Raw genomic sequence first — 19797 nt, 5'->3', positions numbered from 1 at the left:
TCCGCCCCGTTGTCCCCACGGCACCGTAGGGTGCCCCGCATGGGGATCGAGTTCCGCGACGTCGGCAAGACCTACCCCGACGGCACCGTCGCCGTGACGGGCTTCTCGTGCACCGTCCCCTCCCACCGCACGCTCGCCCTCGTCGGCACCTCCGGGTCCGGCAAGACCACGCTGATGCGGATGGTCAACCGGATGGTCGAGCCCACCACGGGCTCGGTCCTCATCGACGAGCGCGACGTCCACGACCTCGACAAGGTCGAGCTGCGCCGCTCGATCGGCTATGTCCCCCAGGCCGGCGGCCTGCTCCCCCACCGGCGGGTGGTCGACAACGTCGCGACCGTCCCGGTCCTCACGGGTACGCCGAAGCGCGCGGCCCGCGATGCCGCCCTCGCCCTGCTGGAGCGGGTCGGGATCGACCCCGCGCTCGGGAAGCGCTACCCCGCGCAGCTCTCCGGCGGCCAGCAGCAGCGCGTCGCGGTGGCCCGGGCGCTCGCTGCGGACCCCAACATCCTGCTGATGGACGAGCCGTTCGGCGCAGTCGACCCGATCGTGCGCCGCGGCCTGCAGGACCAGCTGCTGCAGCTGCAGGCCGAGCTCGGCAAGACCATCGTGCTGGTCACCCACGACATCGACGAGGCGTTCCGACTCGGCGACCAGGTCGTCATCCTGCGCACCGGCGGGATCGTCGCCCAGACCGGCACTCCCAAGGAGATCGTCGCCGCGCCCGCCGACGACTTCGTGCGCGACTTCATCGGCGCCGACCGCGCGGAGCGGGCGCTGCGCACCGTCGAGGTCGAGGGCCGCAACGTGGTCGTCGACGGCGATGGCCGCCCGGTGGGTGTCCTCGAATGACGTGGCTCGACGCCAACCGCGCCTACGTGCTGGACATGCTCGTCCAGCACGTCCGGCTGTCGGTGTCCGCCGTGGTGATCAGCGTGCTGCTGGCCGTGCTGCTCGGGCGCATCGCGGGACGGTGGCCGCGGGCCGGCACCGTCGTCCTCGGTGCTGCCAGCCTGCTCTACTCCGTGCCCGCGCTGCCACTGCTCATCGTGATCCCGGTGCTGCTCGGCACCCCGTTGCGCTCGGGCCTGACGCTCGTCGTGGCGCTCACTGTCTACGGCACCGCCCTGCTCGCCGGTACGGCGGCCGACGCGTTCCGCTCCGTCGACCCCCGCGTGCGGGAGGCGGCCGAGGCGATGGGCTTCTCGCGACGCGGGCTGTTCTGGAGGGTCGACCTGCCGCTCGCCGTGCCCGTGCTCCTGTCGGGGATCCGGGTGATCACCGTCAGCACGGTCAGTCTGGCGACCATCGGCGCGCTGGTCGGGATCCCGAGCCTCGGCAACCTGCTGACCGACGGCTTCCAGCGCGACATCCGCGCCGAGATCGTGACCGGCGTCCTCGCCACCATGCTGCTCGCCGTCGTCCTCGACGTGCTGCTGGTCGGCCTCGGACGCATCGCCACCCCCTGGCGGGCGGCGACCCCGACGGGGGCCGCGCCGTGAACCTCTTCGCCGACGCCCTGTCCTGGCTCACCGACGGCGCCCACTGGGGCGGTCCGAGCGGCATCGAGCACCGGATCGCGCAGCACCTGCTGGTCACCTTCGTGGCGGTCGCCGTCGCGGCCGTGCTCGCGGTCCCGCTGGGCATCCTGATCGGCCACACCGGCCGAGGCCGGTTGGTCGTGGTCGCGCTGGCCGGTGCGGTGCGCGCCGTACCGACCCTGGGCCTGCTCACCCTGCTCGGACTGGCCCTCGGCATCGGTATCCAGGCGCCCTTGATCGCCCTGGTCGCACTCGCCTTCCCGTCCCTGCTCGCCGGTGCCTACGCCGGTGTCGAGGCCGCCGACCGCGGCGCGGTCGACGCCGCGCGGGCGGTCGGGATGAGCGAGTGGCAGCTGGTCACCCGGGTCGAGATCCCGCTCGGCGCCGACGTCATCCTCGGCGGGCTCCGCGCCGCGACGCTGCAGGTCGTCGCCTCGGCGACGCTGGCGGCGTACATCTCCGACACCGGGCTCGGCCGCTACCTGTTCTCGGGCCTCAAGTCCCGCCACTACGACGAGATGCTCGCCGGCGCACTGCTCGTCGCCGCCCTGGCCCTCCTGCTCGACCTCACCATGGCTGCCCTCCAGCGGGCCAGCCGCCCCACCACCCGAAAGGTTCCCTCATGACCCGCACCCCCCGGTTCGGTCTCGCCCTGGTCGCGGCTGCCGCGCTCTCCCTCACCGCGTGCGGCAGCGACGACCCGCTCAGCGCGGGCGGCGGCGACAAGGGCGGCGACACGATCGTGATCGGCTCGCAGGACTACTACTCGAACGAGATCATCGCCGAGGCCTATGCCCAGGCGCTCGAGGCCGCCGACATCAAGGTCGAGCGCCAGTTCCGGATCGGCCAGCGCGAGGCGTACCTCCCCGAGATCGAGAGCGGCAAGATCGATCTGTTCCCGGAGTACACCGGCCCGCTGCTGCAGGTCTGGAAGCCCGACACGAAGGCCCGCCTGGCCGACGACGTGTACGCCGAGCTCGAGGACGCCGCCGACGCCAAGGGCCTGGAGGTGCTGGACCAGTCCCCCGCCACCGACCAGGACTCCTACGTCGTGACTCGCGCGTTCGCCGAGAAGTACGGCCTGACGACGATCGATGACCTCGCGAAGGTCACCGAGAAGATGACCTTCGGCGCCAACTCCGAGGCGGAGGACCGGCCCAACGGCCCGAAGGGCCTCAAGAAGGCCTACGGCGTCGACGTCTCCTTCACGCCGATCGAGGACAGCGGCGGCCCGCTCACCGTCAAGGCGCTCAAGGACGGCTCGATCCAGCTCGCGATCATCTACACCGGCGACCCGTCGATCAAGAAGAACGACCTGGTGACCCTCGAGGACACCAAGGGTCTCTTCCTCGCCTCCCACGTCGTCCCGGTCGCCAGCGACGACCTCAGCGACAAGGCCGAGGACATCGTCAACAAGGTCAGCGCCGCGATGTCGCCCGCGGACCTGGTCGACCTCGACGCCCGCAGCGTCGACGAGGAGCTGCCCGCCGCGACCATCGCCAAGGACTGGCTCACTAAGGAGGGGTTGCTCTGAGCGACCTCGCCGTCACCGGCGCGACGGGAGGGCTCGGGGGACGTGTCGCCCGGGCCCTCGCGGCGCAGGGCGTCGCCCAACGACTCCTGGTGCGCGATCCCGCCCGCGCGCCCGAGCTGCCGGGCGCGAGCGTCGTGCGCTCGACGTACGGCGACCGCGAGCTGGCCCTCGCCACGCTGGAGGGCGTCCGGACACTGCTCATGGTCTCGGCCGCCGAGTCGGCCGACCGCCTGGAGCAGCACCTCGCCTTCGTCGACGCTGCGGCGTCGGCGGGTGTGGAGCACGTCGTCTACACCTCGTTCTACGGCGCGGCACCCGACGCGACCTTCACCCTGGCCCGCGACCACTGGGCGACCGAGCAGCACCTGCGCGCCTCCGGGATGGGGTTCACCTTCCTGCGCGACAACTTCTACCTCGACTTCCTGCCCGACCTGGTCGGCGAGGACGGCGTGATCCGCGGACCGGCCGGCGACGGCCGGGTGGCGGCCGTGACCCGCGACGACGTCGCGGCCAGCGCGGTCGCGGTGCTGCTCGCGCCCGCGGACCACGCCGGCGCCACCTTCGACCTCACCGGCCCGGACGCGCCCACCTTCACCGAGGTCGCCGCGATCCTGACCGCCCGCACCGGCCGCCCGGTCCGCTACCACGACGAGACCGTGGAGGAGGCCTACGCGTCGCGACTGCGCTGGGAGGCCCCGCCGTGGCAGTACGACGCCTGGGTCTCCACCTACACCGCGATCGCCGCCGGCGAGATGGCCGGCGTCACCGACCACGTCGAGCGGCTCACCGGGCGCGCGCCGACCGGGCTGGCGGCGTACCTCGACACCACCGCGACCGACCGCCAGAATCCCTGACATGACCGCTGCTGCGCTGGTGTTCGCGGGCCTCGCCGCCCTGCTCCACGTCTACATCTGGGTGATGGAGTCGCTGACCTGGACCAGTCCCCGCACCCGCGCGACCTTCGGCACCAGCCAGGCCGAGGCGGAGGCGACGAAGGAGCTGGCCTTCAACCAGGGCTTCTACAACCTCTTCCTCGCGCTCATCACCGCCGGCGGCATCGCGGCGTTCGGCGCCGACGACGACCGGGTGGGCGAAACGCTGGTGTTCTGCGGTGCCGGCTCGATGGTCGCCGCCGGTCTGGTGCTGCTGCTGTCGTCGCCCGACAAGGCGCGGGCCGCGATCACCCAGCTCGCGTTCCCGGCCGTCGCCGTCGTGCTGCTGGCTATCGCCCTGTGACCCACGCGTGGAACAGCGGGACGCCCTCCCAGGCGCCCCCGCGGGCCACCGCGACCACCGCGTGCGGCCGGTCGAAGGTGAGTTCGACGCGACGGACCCGTCGCTCGACGTACGACGGCATGCCGGCCGCCCGCACCGAGAGCGCCGTGACCGCGGCGGCCCGGAAGCCGTCTGCGTCGTAGCTCGCCGTGGCAGCCTGCACGCACTCGAGGTCGATCCCGTCGCGCAGTGCCCCGGGCGGCAGCAGGCCGGCGACGCCACGGCCGACCTCGGCGACGCCCGGGGCGGCGGTGAGGTCGTGCCGGGCATCGGCCTTCCAGGCGGGCAGCAGGCTGCTCCACAGCTCGGCGCCGTCCTCGGGCGCCTGCCAGGCGACGAAGGACTCGAGGGCCTCGCGCACCCGCCAGGCGTGGCCGTCGGACACCGGGCCGGAGGGCCGGTCGGCGTGGGCGAGGGTGCCGCCGAGCCGGCGGGCGACGACCTCGTCGACGGCGCGCCACACGTCGGCCGCGGGGACGCCGGGCGCCGCGATCACGCTGAGCACGTCGATGTCGTCGTCGGTGGGTGGGCAGGCCACGGCCACGACGCCGGCCGCCTCGGTCGCGACGAGAGCCTGGAGCCCGTCGTCGAGCAGCAACCGGCCGTCGCGGTCGGTCTGCAGCCGCTCGCGCCAGCGCGGCTCGGTGACCAGTGCGGAGGCCAGCAGCAGCAGGGTGCGTGCGTCGACCTGGACCGGGAAGGTGCCGATCAGGCCGCGGGTGTGCTCACGGGCCCAGGCGTCGAGGGCGGCCTGACCGGGCAGCGGCTCCACCGGGACCGGCCCCGGCACAGGAGAGCGCAACGTCAGGTCGGGTCGCACCCAACCGCCCAGGGCCGCACCCACCGCAGGGTGCGGGGCGGCGAGCAGTGCGCTCACGGCCGCCGTGGCGTCCCCGACCGGCACACCCAGCGCCTCCTCGAGGGCACGCCGGTCGGCCGGTTCGGCCACCGACTGCGCAACGGCAGCGAGCAGCAGCCACAGCCCGGTGGCCGACAGGATCGGCGCCTGCGCCAGGCCGAGTCGCTCGCGCAGCCGGGCGGCGTGGTCGCGCAGCGCGGCCGCCGTACCGGCGTCGAGCACGGGGCGAGCGTCTCGATACGCCGCTCGTCGTCTCGATACACCGACGGTTCGTTCCTCACCGTCGGCACTCGACGTCCTCCGGACCTCGCGGCTACTCGACGACCTATCCACCGGACGCCCGCTTCTTGACCTCGGCCCACGGGAACCGCTGCCGCAGCGTCGCGCCGCTCGGCACCCCGTCCTGCGCCTTGGCCCAGGCGGCGTAGTCGGCGAACGAGCCGGTGCTCTCGGGCTCCGCGAGGTAGCGCGCCACGATCGCCACGACGTCGTCGTCGCTCCACCTCCGGCTGGTCGACCGGGTCTTGTTGGTCGCGACGCCGGCGTGTGCGCAGGCGCCGTTCCAGGATCCGAAACGGCGGATCAGCAACGCGGGCGAGGCGGCGACGCGCTGACGCTGCCAGCCGTCGTACGCCGCCGCGGTCAGCGGCTCGCCCAGCTCGGCGGCCGCGGCGGCGAGGTCGGCGGCGATCTGCTCGTCGGAGAACTCGGGGACCCGCATGAGGCCCACCGTAGCCACCTCGCGACGACAAGGGCATGTCTGGCGATGCCCCGCCTGCTGCGCGACGCTCGCGACGGCGCTGCATCGCCAGACATGCCCTTGTCCGTCGGGGACGAAGGCGTCGCGGATCTTCGGTCGTCGTGGCCGTGACCGTCGACACAGCCGCGAACCTACCTTCGAGGCATCCGCCACGGCGGCCCGTCCCGAAGGAGCCAGTCCGATGCCTTTCCTCACCCCTGATGCCCCGCCCGTCGACCCGGCGGAGCTGCTCGCCCGCCCCCGTCAGGAGCGGATCCGCTTCCTCGCCACCTTCTGGACCGAGTACGGCTTCGGCACCCCGAAGATGGTGCACACGATCTACATCGTGAAGCTGCTCGTCCTCCACATCGGCGGCGGCATCGCGCTCGCGACGCTCACCTCCGGCGTCGGCGGCCCGTTCGACGTCTCGCAGTGGTGGGACCAGCCGGTGATCTACCAGAAGCTGGTGCTCTGGACGCTCTTCCTCGAGCTGTTCGGCATCGGCGGCACCTGGGGGCCGCTGGCGGCGCACTTCAAGCCGATGACCGGCGGCATCGCCTACTGGGCGCGGCCGGACACCATCCGGCTCCCCCCGTGGCCGGGCAAGGTGCCCTTCACCGCCGGCGACAACCGCAGCGTGTTCGACGTCCTGCTCTACCTCGCGACCCTCGCCAGCTTCCTGGTCGCTGCGGTCGCCGGCAGCAGCACCACGATCGACGGCCTCGGCGGCACCGAGATGGTCGACCCGCGGTTCATGGCCCTCTGCGCCGCGCTGCTGGTCCTCTGCGGCCTGCGCGACAAGATCCTGTTCCTCGCCGCCCGCGGCGAGCAGTACCTGCCGATCCTGCTGATCTCGAGCCTCGCCGGCAGCGTGCTGACCTTCGTCGACTTCGTCGTCGCAGCCAAGCTCGTCATCGTCATCGTCTGGGTCGGTGCGGCGATCTCCAAGATGAACGCGCACTTCGAGAACGTCGTCCCGCCGATGGTGTCCAACGCACCCTTCGCCCCGAGGTTCGTCAAGCGCGCGCACTACCGCTCACTGCCCGACGACCTCACGCCCTCGAAACTCGCCTGGTTCATGGCCCACGTCCTCGGTACGACGGCCGAGCTGGTCGTCCCGCTGGTCCTGCTGCTCAGCACCAGCTGGACGATCACCCTGCTCGCGGTCGGCTCGATGGTGCTCTTCCACCTGTTCATCACCCAGACCTTCCCGCTCGCCGTACCGCTGGAGTGGAACATCCTGTTCGCCTACATCACGGTGTTCCTGTTCGCCGGCCACTTCGCGGGCGACGGCTACGGCGTGACCGACTTCAGCCAGGCGTGGATGCTGCCGGTGTTCGTGGCGGCTCTCGTGTTCTTCCCCGTGCTCGGCAACCTGCGCCCCGACCTGGTCTCCTTCCTGCCCTCCATGCGGCAGTACGCCGGCAACTGGGCGTCGGCCACCTGGGCGTTCGCCCCCGGCGCGGAGGCGAAGCTCAACCAGCTCAAGAAGCCGGCCAAGAACCAGATCGACCAGCTGGTCGAGGGCATGGGCTACCCGCCCGAGGTCGCCGAGATGACCATGCAGATGACGCTGAGCTGGCGCTCCATGCACAGCCAGGGCCGCGGCCTGTTCTCGGTGATGCAGCACTACCTGGGCGAGGAGTACGAGACCTACTCGCTGCGCGAGGCGGAGTTCTGCTGCAACTCGGTCATCGGCTGGAACTTCGGCGACGGCCACCTGCACGACGACCAGCTCATCGAGGCGATCCAGAAGCGGATCGGCTTCGCACCCGGCGAGTTCGTGGTGGTCTGGGTGGAGTCGCAGCCGATCCACAAGAAGACCCAGGCGTACTTCGTGATGGACGCGGCCCTCGGCATCGTCGAGCGCGGCACCTGGCTCGTCTCCGACTGCGTCAAGGAGCAGCCGTGGCTGCCCAACGGCCCGGTCCCGACCACCGTCACCTGGCGGCACCCGCAGCACCGGCCGGTCGGGGCCACCGCATGAGCCCGCTGGCAGCGATCCCGTTCGCCCGCGCGGAGCAGGACCCCACCGGGTCCTGCGTCCGCGACGGCGAGCGGGCCTTCGACAACACGAGGTTCGCGGCCGACGTACGACGGCTCGCGCAGCGGCTCGACTCCCTCGGCATCGCACCGGGCGACACGGTCGCGGTGATGCTGCCGAACTGCGCGGAGATCATCACCACGATGTTCGCCGCCTGGTACCGCGGGTCCGCGCTGACCCCGGTCAACGCGGTGCTCACCGACGACGAGGCCCGCTACCAGCTGCAGGACTCGGCGGCCGCCGTGCTGGTGGGCGACGAGCGGGCCCGTGAGCTGGCGGCATCGGTCGGGATCGCGTGGCTGGACGCGGCGTCGATCCACGCCGACAGCTCGGTCCCGGAGCCCGACGACGGCCCGGTCGCGGCCGACGACGACTTCGCGCTGATCATCTACACCAGCGGCACGACCGGCCGCCCCAAGGGCGTGCTGCTCGACCACGCCAACCTGGCCGCGATGAGCGGCTCGCTGGTCGAGCACTTCTCGCTGACCGCCGCCGACACCAGCCTGCTCGTCCTGCCGCTGTTCCACGCCAACGGGCTGATCGCCGGCACCCTCGCGCCGCTGCGTGCCGGTGGGGACGTGGTCGTCGCGCCGCGGTTCTCCCCCGACACCTTCTGGGACCTGGTCGAGACCCACCGGCCGACGTACTTCTCCGCGGTGCCGACGATCTACGCCGTCCTCGACGCCCGCACCGAGCGGGCGGTGGACACCTCGTCACTGCGGTTCCTGGTGTGCGGGGCGGCGCCGATGCCGGCCGAGCTGATCGTGCGCTTCGAGCAGCGGTTCGGCGTACCCGTGGTCGAGGGCTACGGCCTCTCCGAGAGCAGCGTCGCCTCGAACATCAACCCGCTCGACGGGCCGCGCAAGCCCGGCACGGTCGGCATCGCGCTGCCGGGCCAGGAGGTCGCGGTGGTCTCGCCGTCCGGCGAGCAGCTGCCGCCCGGCTCCCGGGGCGAGGTGGTGATCCGCGGCGCGAACGTGATGCGCGGGTACCTCGGCAGGCCCGAGGAGACCGCGAAGGTCGTCCGCGACGGCTGGCTGCACACCGGCGACGTCGGGATCATCGACGAGGACGGGTACCTGAGCATCGTCGACCGGATCAAGGACCTGATCATCCGCGGCGGCGAGAACATCTACCCCAAGGAGATCGAGGAGTGCCTCTACGCGCACCCCGCGGTGCTCGAGGCGGCCGTCGTCGGCCGGCCCGATGTGGTGCTCGGCGAGGTCCCGGTCGCGTACGTCGCCCCGCGGCCCGGTCACGTGGTGACGCCCGAGGAGCTGCGGGCCCACTGCGTGGAGCGCCTCGCGCGCTACAAGGTGCCCGAGGAGTTCGAGGTCCGCACCGAGCTGCCCAAGAACTCGGTCGGCAAGCTGGTGAAGGGACTGCTGCGTGAGCCGAGCCCGGCCTGATCCGTTCTGCGAGGATGCCGACGTGGCTGAGCGAACCGGCGCCGATCTGGTCGAGGCGGTCGCGGCTGCACTGCAGCCGCGGCTCGCGGACCTCACCGGCGCGCTGCGCGACCGGCTCGCGACCCGGATCGAGGAGCTCGACGGCGACGCCGTCATCATCGACCTGCTCTACGCGAGCATCGAGGGCAACATCGAGAACATCCTCAACGCGCTGCGCCACGGCATCGCGCTCGACAACATCGAGCCGCCGTCGGCGGCCTACGAGTACGCCCGGCGGCTCGCGCAGCGCGGCGTGCCCGTCAGCGCGCTGGTCCGCGCCTACCGGCTCGGGCAGCAGAACCTGCTGGAGCTGGTGTTCGCCGAGTGCGAGCGGATGGACGCGCCCGCGCCGGCGCGGGCGGCGGCGTACGAGAAGGTCGTCGAGGTCACCTTCGACTACATCGACTGGATCTCGCAGCGGGTGATCACCGTCTACGAGGACGAGCGCGAACGGTGGCTGGCCGAGCGCAACAGCGCCCGCTCCGGGCGGGTCGACGAGCTGGTCGCGGGCACCGTGACCGACGTCGACGCCGCCGAGAAGGTGCTCGGCTACCGACTGCGCGTCCCCCACCTCGGCGCCGTGCTGTGGGTGCACGAGACCGGCGCGCAGCAGGACCAGCTGACCCGGTTCACCCGGGCCGCCGCGACGATCGCCGAGGAGCTCGGTGCCCGCGGTACGCCGCTCCTCGTCCCGCACGACAGGGCCACCGCGTGGGCCTGGTTCGCCGTCCCCGAGGAGACCGTCCCGGATCTCGGCGCGCTCGCGTCCCGACTCGCCGCCGTGGGCGAGCCGCCGGTACCTCGCCTGGCGCTGGGCCGTCCGGCGTCGGGCGTCGACGGCTTCCGGCGTACCCACCTCGAGGCGCTGCAGGCCCAGCAGGTCGCGACCGTCGGCGACGACCCGCGCCGCTCGGTCACCTGCTTCGACGAGCCCGGGCTCAAGGTCGCCTCGCTGCTCACCCACGACCTCGACACGACCCGCGCCTGGGTGCGCGAGACGCTCGGCGACCTGGCCCGCGACGACGAGCAGCACGAGCGGCTGCGACACACGCTGCTGTTGTTCTTCCAGCACGACAGCAGCTACACCGCCACAGCCGACGCGATGCTGATGCACAAGAACTCGGTGAAGTACCGGATCGCGTCCGCCGCCAAGGCGCTCGGCCGTCCGATCGGCTCGGACCGGCAGGCGATCGAGCTCGCGCTGACCGCCTGCCACTGGCTGGGCCACGCGGTGCTGGTCGAGGCAGGCTGATCCTGTGGACCTTGTGCGCGGGGACCAACACCGGCCCCGCAAGTCCGGCCTCCCGGGACATGGGCCCCGACCCCGCGGGCGCCGTACGGTCGAACCATGACGGACACCCTCGTGATCGGCAGCGGGCCCAACGGCCTGGCCGCCGCGCTCACCCTGGCCCGCGCCGGTGCGCAGGTGACCGTCCTCGAGGCCGAGGACGAGATCGGCGGCGGCACCCGCACCACGCAACCGTTCGGCGAGGGCGTCCTCGTCGACCACTGCGCCGGCTTCCACCCGATGGCCGTGGGCTCCCCCGCGCTGGCAGGGCTCGAGCGCTACGGCCTGCAGTGGGCGTGGCCCGAGATCGACGCGGCGCACCCGCTCGACGACGCCGCGCCCGCGCTGCTGCACCGCTCGGTCGAGCAGACCGCCGCCGGGCTCGGCGCCGACGCGCGGCGCTGGAAGCTGCTGTTCGGCGGCCCGTCGCGCGCCTACGGCAAGCTGGCCGCCGACATCCTCGGCCCGGTCGTCCACCTCCCCCGCCACCCGCTGCTGCTCGGCCGGTTCGGCGCCCCGACCGTCCTCCCGGCCGCGCTGCTCGCCCGGTTCTTCCGCACCGAGCAGGCCCGCGCGCTCTTCCTCGGTACGACGGCCCACGCGATGCGCCCCCTGACCGAGGTCGTCTCCTCGGCCATCGGCACCGGCATCCTCACCGCGGGCCACCACGACGGCTGGCCGGTCGTCGTCGGCGGCACCCAGGCGCTCACCGAGGCGCTCGCGAAGGCGCTGCTCGACCACGGCGGCCGGATCGAGACCGGCGTACGGGTCACCTCGCTCGACCAGCTGCCGCCCGCGGACGCCGTCCTTCTCAACCTGTCCCCGACCGCCGTCCTCGACCTGTACGGCGACCGGCTGCCCGCCGGCACCCGCCGCTCGTACCGCCGCTACCGCTACGGACCGGCCGCCTTCAAGGTCGACTTCGCCGTCGAGCAGGGCGTCCCGTGGCGCGATGCCGACCTCGCCCGCGCCGGCACCGTCCACCTCGGCGGCGGTCCGGCCGAGATCATCGCCAACGAGAGGGCGGTCGCCTCCGGCCGGATGCCCGAGCGTCCGTTCGTCCTCCTCGGCCAGCAGTACGTCGCCGACCCGTCCCGCTCCCGCGGCGACGTGCACCCGGTCTACAGCTACGCCCACGTGCCCGCGGGCTACGACGGCGACGCCACCGAGGCGGTCACGGCCCAGATCGAGCGTTTCGCCCCCGGCTTCCGCGAGCGGATCGTGGGCGTCCACGTGACCCGGCCGGGCGACTTCACCGCCGGCAACGCCAACTACGTCGGCGGCGACATCCTGACCGGCGCGAAGTCGCCGGGTGCGCTGCTCCTCGGGCCGCGCCCCGGCCGCAACCCGTACCGGACCGGCGTCCGCGGGGTCTACCTGTGCTCGGCCGCCGCTCCTCCCGGGCCGGGCGCCCACGGGATGGCGGGCTACCGCGCCGCGCAGCTGGCGATCAAGGACCTGGGTCTGGGTCAGACGGCCTGACCCAGACCCTCCGCGCCGTACACCTCCAGCCAGGCCAGGCACGCCTCGAGCATCGCGGCGTCCTGCGTGATCCGGTGGCCGAGCAGGTCCTCGAGCCGGCCGACCCGGTAGCGGACCGTGTTGGGGTGGACGAAGAGCACCTCGGCGGCGGCGTCGACGTTCTGGCCGGCGCGCAGGTAGGCCAGGGCGGTGGCGCGCAGCGCGTCGTCGCCCCTGCTGCGGCCGAGCAGCGGGCCGGCGACCCGGCGGACCATGGCCCGGGTCAGCTCGCCGTGGCCGAGGAGGCTGACCAGCTCGACCTCGCGGTAGTCGTGGCAGGGCGCGGTGGCGCGCAGGCCGATCCGCTGGGTGGCCAGCGCCTGCAGGTGGCTGGCGCGGAAGGCGGTCGGGCCGTGGCTGGGGCGGCCGACGGCGAGGTGGAGGCCGAGCGCGGCCACGGACTCGGCGACCTCGTCGAGGTCGTACGACGGCTCGTCGGGTGTGGCCACCCACCCCCAGAGCTCACGGCTGCCGGTGAGGTGCGTGAGCGGGCGCGGGAGGCCGAGCTGCTGGCACAGCTGGACGGCGACGTCGAAGAAGGGCACGTCGACGTCGCGGTCGGGCGGCGCCGAGAGCACGAACGCGGTCTGCCACAGCATCAGCTTGTGGCCCAGGACCTGCTCGGCGGCCGTGGTCGGCTCGGCCCCGGAGACCAGCGCCTCGATCGTCTCGGCACGGCGGGCGTGGGCGCCCTCGGCGAGCAGGGCCCGCTCGCCGGTGTAGTGGTCGATCAGCTGCTCGATGGACTCGTCGATCCAGCGCTCGGCCCGGAGCCACAGGGTGATCAGGGTCTCGTCGCGCGGCAGACCGGCGGGCAGGGCGTCGGCGCGGGTGTGCTCGGTGAGGTAGCGGAAGACGCTCTTGTTGGCGACCCGGTAGACCTTGAGCAACACGTTGATGTCGAGGTGCCGGCGCGCGATCGACAGGCTCAGCGCGATCGCGGACGGCGGCAGGGCCAGCCGGAACTCGTCGGAGACGCCGACCAGGAAGTTGCGCCAGTGCGCCCGGGTCGAGGCGTGCAGGTCCTCGACCAGCGCCGGGTCACCGGCGATCTCGGGGATCGCGGCGATGATCTCGTCGTCGACGCTGCGCACGAAGTCGTCGACCTCGGCCGGCTTCAGCGCTGCCTCGGCGAACTGCGCCAACCAGGTCTCGATCGCCGCTGCGACGTCGGCCCCCATGCCGCCTCCTCGGTGCCCGGTCTTTGGTGTCAGGTACATCGGGATCCAGTAGAGGCCCGATCCAGCACCCCGCTCTTGGAGCCTGCCACAAAACAGCCGGGGACGTGTGGTGGCGGTCACAAGCGCCGTACCCGCCCGTACCGCGACGCTGGGAGCACGGGCACGACCGAGAGGAATCCGATGAGCGAGTACGACTACGTGGTGGTGGGCAGCGGGTCGGCCGGCGCCGTCCTGGCCAGCCGGCTGAGCGAGGACCCGGACGTCTCCGTCCTCGTCCTCGAGGCGGGCGGCAGGAGCCGGCCGAACATGAACGTGCAGATCCCGGCGGCCTTCGCCAAGCAGTTCCACACCGCGCTCGACTGGGACTACGAGTCCGAGCCCGAGCCGTTCCTCGGTGGCCGCCGGATCTACCAGCCGCGCGGCAAGATGCTCGGTGGCACCAGCGGCATGAACGCGATGATCTACATCCGCGGCAACCGCGCCGACTACGACGGCTGGGCCAAGGCCGGCGCCACCGGCTGGTCGTACGACGAGGTGCTCCCCCTGTTCCGCCGGATGGAGACCAACAGCCGCGGCACCAGCGAGTTCCACGGCGCCTCCGGCCCGCAGTACGTCGAGGACGCCCCCGACCCGCGCGAGGGATCGCGCAGGCTGGTCGAGGCGATGGTCGAGGTCGGCCTGGGCCGCACCGACGACTTCAACGGCGCCCGGCAGGAGGGCGCCTCGCTCTACCAGCGGTTCACGCACCGCGGCCGCCGGTGGACGACGTACGACGGCTACCTGGCGCCGCACCGCAAGCGGCCGAACCTCACCATCACCAGCGGGGCTCTCGTGCACAAGGTCGTGATCGAGGGCGGCCGGGCGACCGGCGTGCTCGTCAAGGTCGGCGGCACGCTGCAGACCATCCGGGCCCGCCGCGAGGTCGTCCTGTCCGCCGGCGCCTACAACACCCCGCAGCTGCTGATGCTCTCCGGCATCGGCCCGGCCGACCACCTCGCCGAGCACGGCATCGCGACGCTCGTCGACAACCCGCACGTCGGCGCGCACCTGATGGACCACCCGATGTACCTCGTGAACTGGGACAGCAGCCACCCCGACAACCTGGCGTTCGCGGAGAAGCCGGCCCAGCTGTTCAAGTACCTCGTCCAGCACAAGGGCATGCTCACCTCCAACATCGGTGAGGCCGGCGCCTTCTTCCACACCAGCGTGGCCGACGATGCGCCGTCGATGCAGATGATCGGCGCCCCGGTGTACTTCTGGGAGCACGGCGCGGCGGAGTACGACGGCCAGGCGATCGCGATCGGCCTGTCCATGGTCGGCGCGCGGTCCGAGGGCTCGGTGCGGCTCGCGTCGGCCGACCCGGAGCGCAAGGTGCGGATCTGCAACAACTACTTCGAGCACCCCGACGACATGACCTCGATGGTGGAGGGAATCGAGCGGGCGCGCGAGGTGATGGCGGCAAAGGCGCTCAAGGGCTTCGCCAACCACGAGATCCACCCCGGCCCGCAGTTCGGCACCACCCGCAAGGACCTCGAGGAAGCCGTACGCCAGGGCGTCGAGCACACCTACCACCCCAGCTGCACCGCCCGGATGGGCACGGACAGCGGTGCTGCCGGCGGCGTCCTCGACGCGAGCCTGCGCGTGCACGGCGTCGCCGGGCTCCGCGTCGCCGACGCGTCGGCGATGCCGAGGGTCACCCACGGCAACACCCACGCCCCCACCATGCTGATCGGCGAGAAGGCCGCCGACCTCCTGACGAGCGGAGCCTGAGACATGACGACCGAGACGATCCCCCAGCGCGCCGACCAGATCGCGGCCGCAGCCCAGGCGGGCGCGAAGGCATGGTCCGGTGTCGGCCTGCGTCAGCGCCGCGAGCTGCTCGAGCAGTTCGCCGCCCTGGTCGAGGAGCACGCGACCGAGTGGGTGCGGATCGCCGGCGAGATCAAGGGCATCGACCCCGCCTCGCCCGCGCTCGGCGAGGAGTGGATGTCCGGGCCGTGGGCCACGCTGTACTACGCCGACCACCTGGTCCAGAGCGTCGCGAAGCTCGAGCAGGGGGTCTCGCCGACCGAGGGCTTCACGATCCGTGCCGTTCCCGGCGACCGGGTCGCGGTCGACGTGCTCCCGCACTCCGTGTGGGACCGGCTGCTCCTCTCGGGCTTCTCGGCCGAGGTGTGGTGCGAGCCGGGCGTCGGCGAGGCCGAGGTACGGGCGAGCGCCGGCCTCGGGCTGCGCGAGCCGGGGGCGGTGCGCGGCAGCTGTGTCGTGCTCGGCGCCGGCAACATCTTCTCGATCGCGCCGCTCGACGCGCTCTACGTGCTGTACGCCGACAACCGCTCGGTCGCGCTCAAGCTCAACCCGGTGACCGACCGGCTGCTGCCGGTGTTCGAGGCGATCTTCGCGCCGTTCATCGAGCTCGGCGTCGTCCAGGTGTTCAGCAGCGACCTCGAGCTCGGCGCGGCGGTGATCGCCCACGACGGCATCGACGCAGTGCACATGACCGGGTCGGAGGCGACCCACGACGCGATCGTCTGGGGGCCGGGGGCCGAGGGCGCGGCCAACAGGGCGGCCGGCACGCCCCGGCTGCACAAGCCGATCACCAGCGAGCTCGGCGGCGTCTCCCCCGTCATCGTGGTACCGGGCCGGTGGTCGCGGCGCGACCTGGAGTTCCAGGCCCGCCACGTCGTGACCATGCGGCTGCACAACTCCGGCTCCAACTGCGTCGCCGGCCAGGTCGTCGTGCTCAGCAAGGACTGGGCGCAGAAGGACGCCTTCCTCGCGGCGATCCGGCGTGCGCTGGCCGAGGCACCCGCCCGCCCGGCGTGGTACCCGGGCAGCGGCGACCGGGTCGCGGCCGCACGGGGCGGCGCGACGCCGTACGAGGAGGTCGGCGGTACGCCGGAGCGCACCCTGCTCCCCGCGCTCGACGCACGCGAGGAGGAGTCGGCGTTCTCGGCCGAGTTCTTCGGCCCGGTCCTGGGCGTCACCGAGCTGTCCGGCACCGGCACCGAGTTCCTGGCCGCCGCGATCGACTTCGCCAACCAGCGGCTGCGCGGCACCCTCGGCGCCAACATCCTCGCCCACCCGCGGGACCTGAAGGCGATCGGCCGCGACCGGCTCGACCAGATGCTCGCCGGCCTGCACTACGGCACGATCGCGGTCAACTGCTGGACCGCCGTCGGGTACCTCTCGCCGTTCGCGACCTGGGGCGCCTTCCCCGGCCACACGCCCGACGACATCCAGTCCGGCCACGGCGTGGTCCACAACGGCCTGCTGCTCGCCCGGCCGGAGCGGACCGTCGTACGCGGACCGTTCCGCCCGTTCCCGCGCTCGTGGGCGACCGGCAGCGCGGCACTGACGCCGGTGCCGCCGTGGTTCGTGCACAACAGGACGGCGGCGACGACCGGCGAGCGGTTGGTGCGCTTCTCGGTCGAGCCGCGGTGGCGCAAGCTGCCTGCGGTGTTCGCCTCCGCCCTGCGCGGCTGACGCCTGAGCTCGTCGAGTAGCCCGAGCCCCTGGGCGATCTGTCGCGAGGGACGAGCGAAGATGTATCGAGACGCAGCGAGACGTCTCGATACGTCGCTCGCTGGCGCTCGCTCCTACTCGACGAGCTCGGGTTCAGGCGGCGTCTGCCAGCATGGCCGGGTGACTGGTGGTCGGGCGAGGGGGAGCATCCTGTGGTTCCGCCGGGACCTGCGGCTCGGTGACCACCCGGCCCTGCTGGCCGCGGCGGCGGACGGCCCGGTGCTGCCGCTGTTCGTGCTCGACCCCGCGCTGTGGGGGCCGTCCGGTGCGGTTCGACGCGCCTACCTGCTGCGAACGCTGCGTGCCCTCGACGCCGACCTGCGACGGTTCGGCTCGGGCCTCGTGGTCCGCACAGGCCGCCCGGAGCAGGTCGTCCCCGCGCTGGTCGCCGAGGTGGGCGCCCGGACCGTCCACGTCAGCACCGACTTCGGTCCGTACGGCGCCGCCCGCGACGCGCGGGTGGAGCAGGCCCTCGGCGAGGTCCCGTTGGTCCGCACCGGGTCGCCGTACGCCGTCGCGCCGGGGCGGGTGCTGACCGGCGACGGCGGGCCCTACAAGGTGTTCACGCCCTTCCACCGGGCCTGGGTCAGCCACGGCTGGCGGGCGCCTGCCGAGTCCGATCCCGCGTCGGTCGACTGGGTGGGCGCGCCGTCGGAGGAGCTGCCGGCGGAGCCGGACGTGTCGGGCGTCGACCTCCCGGAGCCGGGCGAGGCGGCGGCGCTGGCGCGCTGGGAGGCGTGGCGCGGGACGCCGTACGACGACGTGCGGGACCGCCCCGACCTCGACGCCACCTCGCGACTCTCCCCCGACCTGCGTTGGGGCACCATCCACCCGCGCACGGTCCTCGCCGGCCTCGATGCCCACGACCCCCACGCCGCCACCTTCCGCAAGGAGCTGGCCTGGCGCGAGTTCCACGCCCACGTGCTGCACCACTGGCCGGCGTCGGCGCGCGACTACTTCCGCCCCGAGCTGCGCGACCTGCCGTACGTCACCGGCGCCGAGCTGGAGCGCCGGCTGGACGCCTGGGCCACCGGCCGGACGGGCTACCCGATCGTCGACGCCGGGATGCGGCAGCTGCTCGCCGAGGGCTGGATGCACAACCGGGTGCGGATGATCGTGGCGTCCTTCCTCGTCAAGGACCTGCACGTCGAGTGGCAGCACGGCGCCCGGCACTTCATGCGCCACCTCGTCGACGGCGACCTCGCGAGCAACCAGCACAACTGGCAGTGGGTCGCGGGCTGCGGCACCGACGCGGCGCCGTACTTCCGGATCTTCAACCCGACGACACAGGGCAAGAAGTTCGACCCCGACGGAGCGTACGTGCGGCGCTGGCTGCCCGAGCTCACCGACCCGTCCCGGGCCGCGTATCCCGAGCCGATCGTCGACCACGCGGAGCAGCGCGCGGCGACGCTGGAGGCCTACCAGCTGCTCAGGAGGCACGGACGATGACGATGCCGTCGTTGACCGACAGCTGGATTCCCGCTCAGCCGCGGGCGATCACGCTGGTGCTGCACGGCGGCGCCGAGCACGGCACCGCCCCGCTCGACGCCCGCAGCCTGCCCTGGCGGCGCGGCCGCGCGCTCGCACGACACCTGGCCGCGGCGGTCACCGCCGACGACATCGGCGTCCTGCTGCTGCGCTACCGGGTCAAGGGCTGGAACGCCGGCCCCGGAGCGGAGCCGCCGCCCGTGGCCGACGCGCGCTGGGCGCTGGACGAGATCGCCCGTACCCACGGCCTCCCGGTCGCCGTCCTCGGCCACTCGATGGGCGCCCGCACCGGCGTGGCCGTCGCCGACCACCCGTCGGTCCGTGGCGTCGTCGCCCTCGCCCCTTGGCTGCCGCCCGACGACCCGGTCGCGCCGCTGAGCGGCAAGGTGCTGCGCGCCGCCCACGGCCGCCTCGACCGGATCACCTCACCCCGCGCCACCCGGGCCTACGTCGCCCGTGCCGCCGAGGTCGCCGACGCCGAGTACACCGACATGGGTGCGGTCGGCCACTACCTGCTGCGGCGGATGCCGTTGTGGAACGCGTACGCCGCGGTCAGCGTCCGCGAGGTGCTGGCCTGAGCGTGTTCGGTTCAACTACCGAATTTGTCGTGGCACGGCCCGATCCGCGACGAATTCGGTAGGTGAACCCGAGACCTCAGGCCAGCGCCAGGAACAGCTTCTCCATCTTCTTCGCGTCCACGCTGTCAGGGCCGCCCTCGACCAGGCACTTCTGCAGTCCGGTGGCGACCAGCGCGTAGCCGCCGCGCCCGACGGCCTTGTTGACCGCGGCGAGCTGCATCAGCGCGTCCTCGCACTCGGTGCCCTCCTCGAGCATCCGGATCACCGAGGCGAGGTGTCCGTTCGCCCGCTTGAGGCGGGTGATGATCGCCTTGATCTCCTCAGGCTCCAGCTTCATCGAGTGCTCCCGTCGGTTCCGGCCGTCGCGGTCAGGGCCTCCATCATCCCGGTCAGCCGGGCGCGGCCGTCGGCGGCCACCTCGGCGAGCTCGGGATCAGGCGCGAGCGAGGCGAGCAGGGCGGGGTCCATCACGTCGACGCGGGTGCGTCCCTCCCCTGCGTCGGCGACCACGACGTTGCACGGCATCAGCGCCGCGACGCGCGGCTCGACCTGGAGCGCACGGTGCGCGAGGTGGGGCCGGCAGGCGCCGAGGATCAGCTGTGCCGGGACGTCCACGTCGAGCTTCGCCTCCAGCGTGGCGCGGATGTCGATCTCGGTCAGGACGCCGAACCCGGCGTCGCCGAGCAATTTCCGCACCCGCGCCACCGTGTCGTCGTACGACGAATCGAGGATGGCGCTCAGCGTGAAGTCGGTCAGGTCCATGGGGTCTCCTTCGT

19 protein-coding genes are annotated in these 19797 nt (G+C 72.7%); 14 read left to right on the top strand and 5 right to left on the bottom strand.

The annotated features are described in order from the left end of the window. Positions 1-39 precede the first annotated feature (39 nt). The 6 genes from ACZYRU_RS09010 to ACZYRU_RS08985 are packed head-to-tail and all read left to right on the top strand — an operon-like array spanning position 40 to position 4311. Positions 40-852: an ATP-binding cassette domain-containing protein gene (locus ACZYRU_RS09010; protein ID WP_488956749.1), complete on the top strand. Its 813-nt coding sequence runs from the start codon at positions 40-42 to the stop codon at positions 850-852. Further along, positions 849-1502 (top strand): ABC transporter permease, encoded by a 654-nt coding sequence (locus tag ACZYRU_RS09005; RefSeq protein ID WP_488956748.1) that lies wholly within the window; start codon positions 849-851, stop codon positions 1500-1502. The genes ACZYRU_RS09010 and ACZYRU_RS09005 overlap by 4 nt, the downstream gene beginning before the upstream one ends. Further along, positions 1499-2167 (top strand): ABC transporter permease, encoded by a 669-nt coding sequence (locus ACZYRU_RS09000; protein WP_488956747.1) that lies wholly within the window; start codon positions 1499-1501, stop codon positions 2165-2167. Before ACZYRU_RS09005 ends, ACZYRU_RS09000 begins: the two co-directional genes overlap by 4 nt. Continuing rightward, a complete protein-coding gene (locus tag ACZYRU_RS08995) occupies positions 2164-3075 on the top strand; it encodes an ABC transporter substrate-binding protein (protein WP_488956746.1) in 912 nt (303 codons plus the stop codon). The genes ACZYRU_RS09000 and ACZYRU_RS08995 overlap by 4 nt, the downstream gene beginning before the upstream one ends. Further along, positions 3072-3929 carry an SDR family oxidoreductase gene (locus ACZYRU_RS08990; protein WP_488957191.1) on the top strand — a complete coding sequence of 286 codons (858 nt, stop codon included), beginning with the start codon at positions 3072-3074 and terminating at the stop codon, positions 3927-3929. Before ACZYRU_RS08995 ends, ACZYRU_RS08990 begins: the two co-directional genes overlap by 4 nt. Before the next feature lies 1 nt (position 3930). Beyond that, positions 3931-4311: a DUF1304 domain-containing protein gene (locus ACZYRU_RS08985; RefSeq protein ID WP_488956745.1), complete on the top strand. Its 381-nt coding sequence runs from the start codon at positions 3931-3933 to the stop codon at positions 4309-4311. Here the strand turns inward: ACZYRU_RS08985 and ACZYRU_RS08980 are convergent. Both ACZYRU_RS08980 and ACZYRU_RS08975 read right to left on the bottom strand, forming a co-directional pair. Beyond that, positions 4298-5431 (bottom strand): hypothetical protein, encoded by a 1134-nt coding sequence (locus ACZYRU_RS08980; RefSeq protein ID WP_488956744.1) that lies wholly within the window; start codon positions 5429-5431, stop codon positions 4298-4300. The genes ACZYRU_RS08985 and ACZYRU_RS08980 overlap by 14 nt on opposite strands. A 103-nt stretch (positions 5432-5534) precedes the next feature. Then, positions 5535-5930, bottom strand: a complete 396-nt coding sequence (locus tag ACZYRU_RS08975) for a homing endonuclease associated repeat-containing protein (protein WP_488956743.1) — start codon at positions 5928-5930, stop codon at positions 5535-5537. 220 nt (positions 5931-6150) lie between these two features. Between ACZYRU_RS08975 and ACZYRU_RS08970 the strand changes: the two genes are divergently transcribed. From ACZYRU_RS08970 to ACZYRU_RS08955, 4 genes are all read left to right on the top strand, one after another. Beyond that, entirely contained in the window at positions 6151-7935 is a 1785-nt protein-coding gene (locus ACZYRU_RS08970) for a DUF3556 domain-containing protein (RefSeq protein ID WP_488956742.1), read from the top strand. Beyond that, complete coding sequence (locus ACZYRU_RS08965) at positions 7932-9401, top strand: class I adenylate-forming enzyme family protein (RefSeq protein WP_488956741.1); 1470 nt, start codon at positions 7932-7934, stop codon at positions 9399-9401. The genes ACZYRU_RS08970 and ACZYRU_RS08965 overlap by 4 nt, the downstream gene beginning before the upstream one ends. A gap of 22 nt (positions 9402-9423) precedes the next feature. Further along, a complete protein-coding gene (locus ACZYRU_RS08960; protein WP_488956740.1) occupies positions 9424-10692 on the top strand; it encodes a PucR family transcriptional regulator in 1269 nt (422 codons plus the stop codon). A gap of 96 nt (positions 10693-10788) precedes the next feature. Next, a complete protein-coding gene (locus ACZYRU_RS08955; protein WP_488956739.1) occupies positions 10789-12210 on the top strand; it encodes a phytoene desaturase family protein in 1422 nt (473 codons plus the stop codon). On the opposite strand, the gene ACZYRU_RS08950 is transcribed toward ACZYRU_RS08955, so the two are convergent. After that, positions 12198-13430: a PucR family transcriptional regulator gene (locus ACZYRU_RS08950; protein WP_488956738.1), complete on the bottom strand. Its 1233-nt coding sequence runs from the start codon at positions 13428-13430 to the stop codon at positions 12198-12200. The genes ACZYRU_RS08955 and ACZYRU_RS08950 overlap by 13 nt on opposite strands. A gap of 180 nt (positions 13431-13610) precedes the next feature. Between ACZYRU_RS08950 and ACZYRU_RS08945 the strand changes: the two genes are divergently transcribed. The 4 genes from ACZYRU_RS08945 to ACZYRU_RS08930 all read left to right on the top strand — a co-directional run bounded on the left by ACZYRU_RS08945 (position 13611) and on the right by ACZYRU_RS08930 (position 19021). Further along, positions 13611-15200, top strand: a complete 1590-nt coding sequence (locus ACZYRU_RS08945) for a GMC family oxidoreductase (protein WP_488956737.1) — start codon at positions 13611-13613, stop codon at positions 15198-15200. 3 nt (positions 15201-15203) lie between these two features. After that, entirely contained in the window at positions 15204-16916 is a 1713-nt protein-coding gene (locus ACZYRU_RS08940; protein ID WP_488956736.1) for an aldehyde dehydrogenase family protein, read from the top strand. 159 nt (positions 16917-17075) lie between these two features. Continuing rightward, a complete protein-coding gene (locus ACZYRU_RS08935; protein WP_488956735.1) occupies positions 17076-18404 on the top strand; it encodes a cryptochrome/photolyase family protein in 1329 nt (442 codons plus the stop codon). Then, the gene (locus ACZYRU_RS08930) at positions 18401-19021 is read left to right on the top strand and encodes an alpha/beta hydrolase (protein ID WP_488956734.1); all 621 of its coding nucleotides are present in this window, start codon (positions 18401-18403) and stop codon (positions 19019-19021) included. The genes ACZYRU_RS08935 and ACZYRU_RS08930 overlap by 4 nt, the downstream gene beginning before the upstream one ends. Positions 19022-19097: 76 nt before the next feature. Here the strand turns inward: ACZYRU_RS08930 and ACZYRU_RS08925 are convergent, their stop codons facing one another. Together ACZYRU_RS08925 and ACZYRU_RS08920 are read right to left on the bottom strand one after the other, a co-directional pair. Continuing rightward, positions 19098-19358 carry a metal-sensitive transcriptional regulator gene (locus tag ACZYRU_RS08925; protein ID WP_488956733.1) on the bottom strand — a complete coding sequence of 87 codons (261 nt, stop codon included), beginning with the start codon at positions 19356-19358 and terminating at the stop codon, positions 19098-19100. Then, entirely contained in the window at positions 19355-19783 is a 429-nt protein-coding gene (locus ACZYRU_RS08920) for a DUF302 domain-containing protein (protein ID WP_488956732.1), read from the bottom strand. Before ACZYRU_RS08920 ends, ACZYRU_RS08925 begins: the two co-directional genes overlap by 4 nt. Positions 19784-19797 lie beyond the last annotated feature (14 nt).

Source organism: Nocardioides sp. F233 (assembly GCF_057813895.1).
The sequence above is the reverse complement of the archived record's forward strand: the minus strand, read 5'-3'. Positions and strand labels throughout refer to the sequence as shown.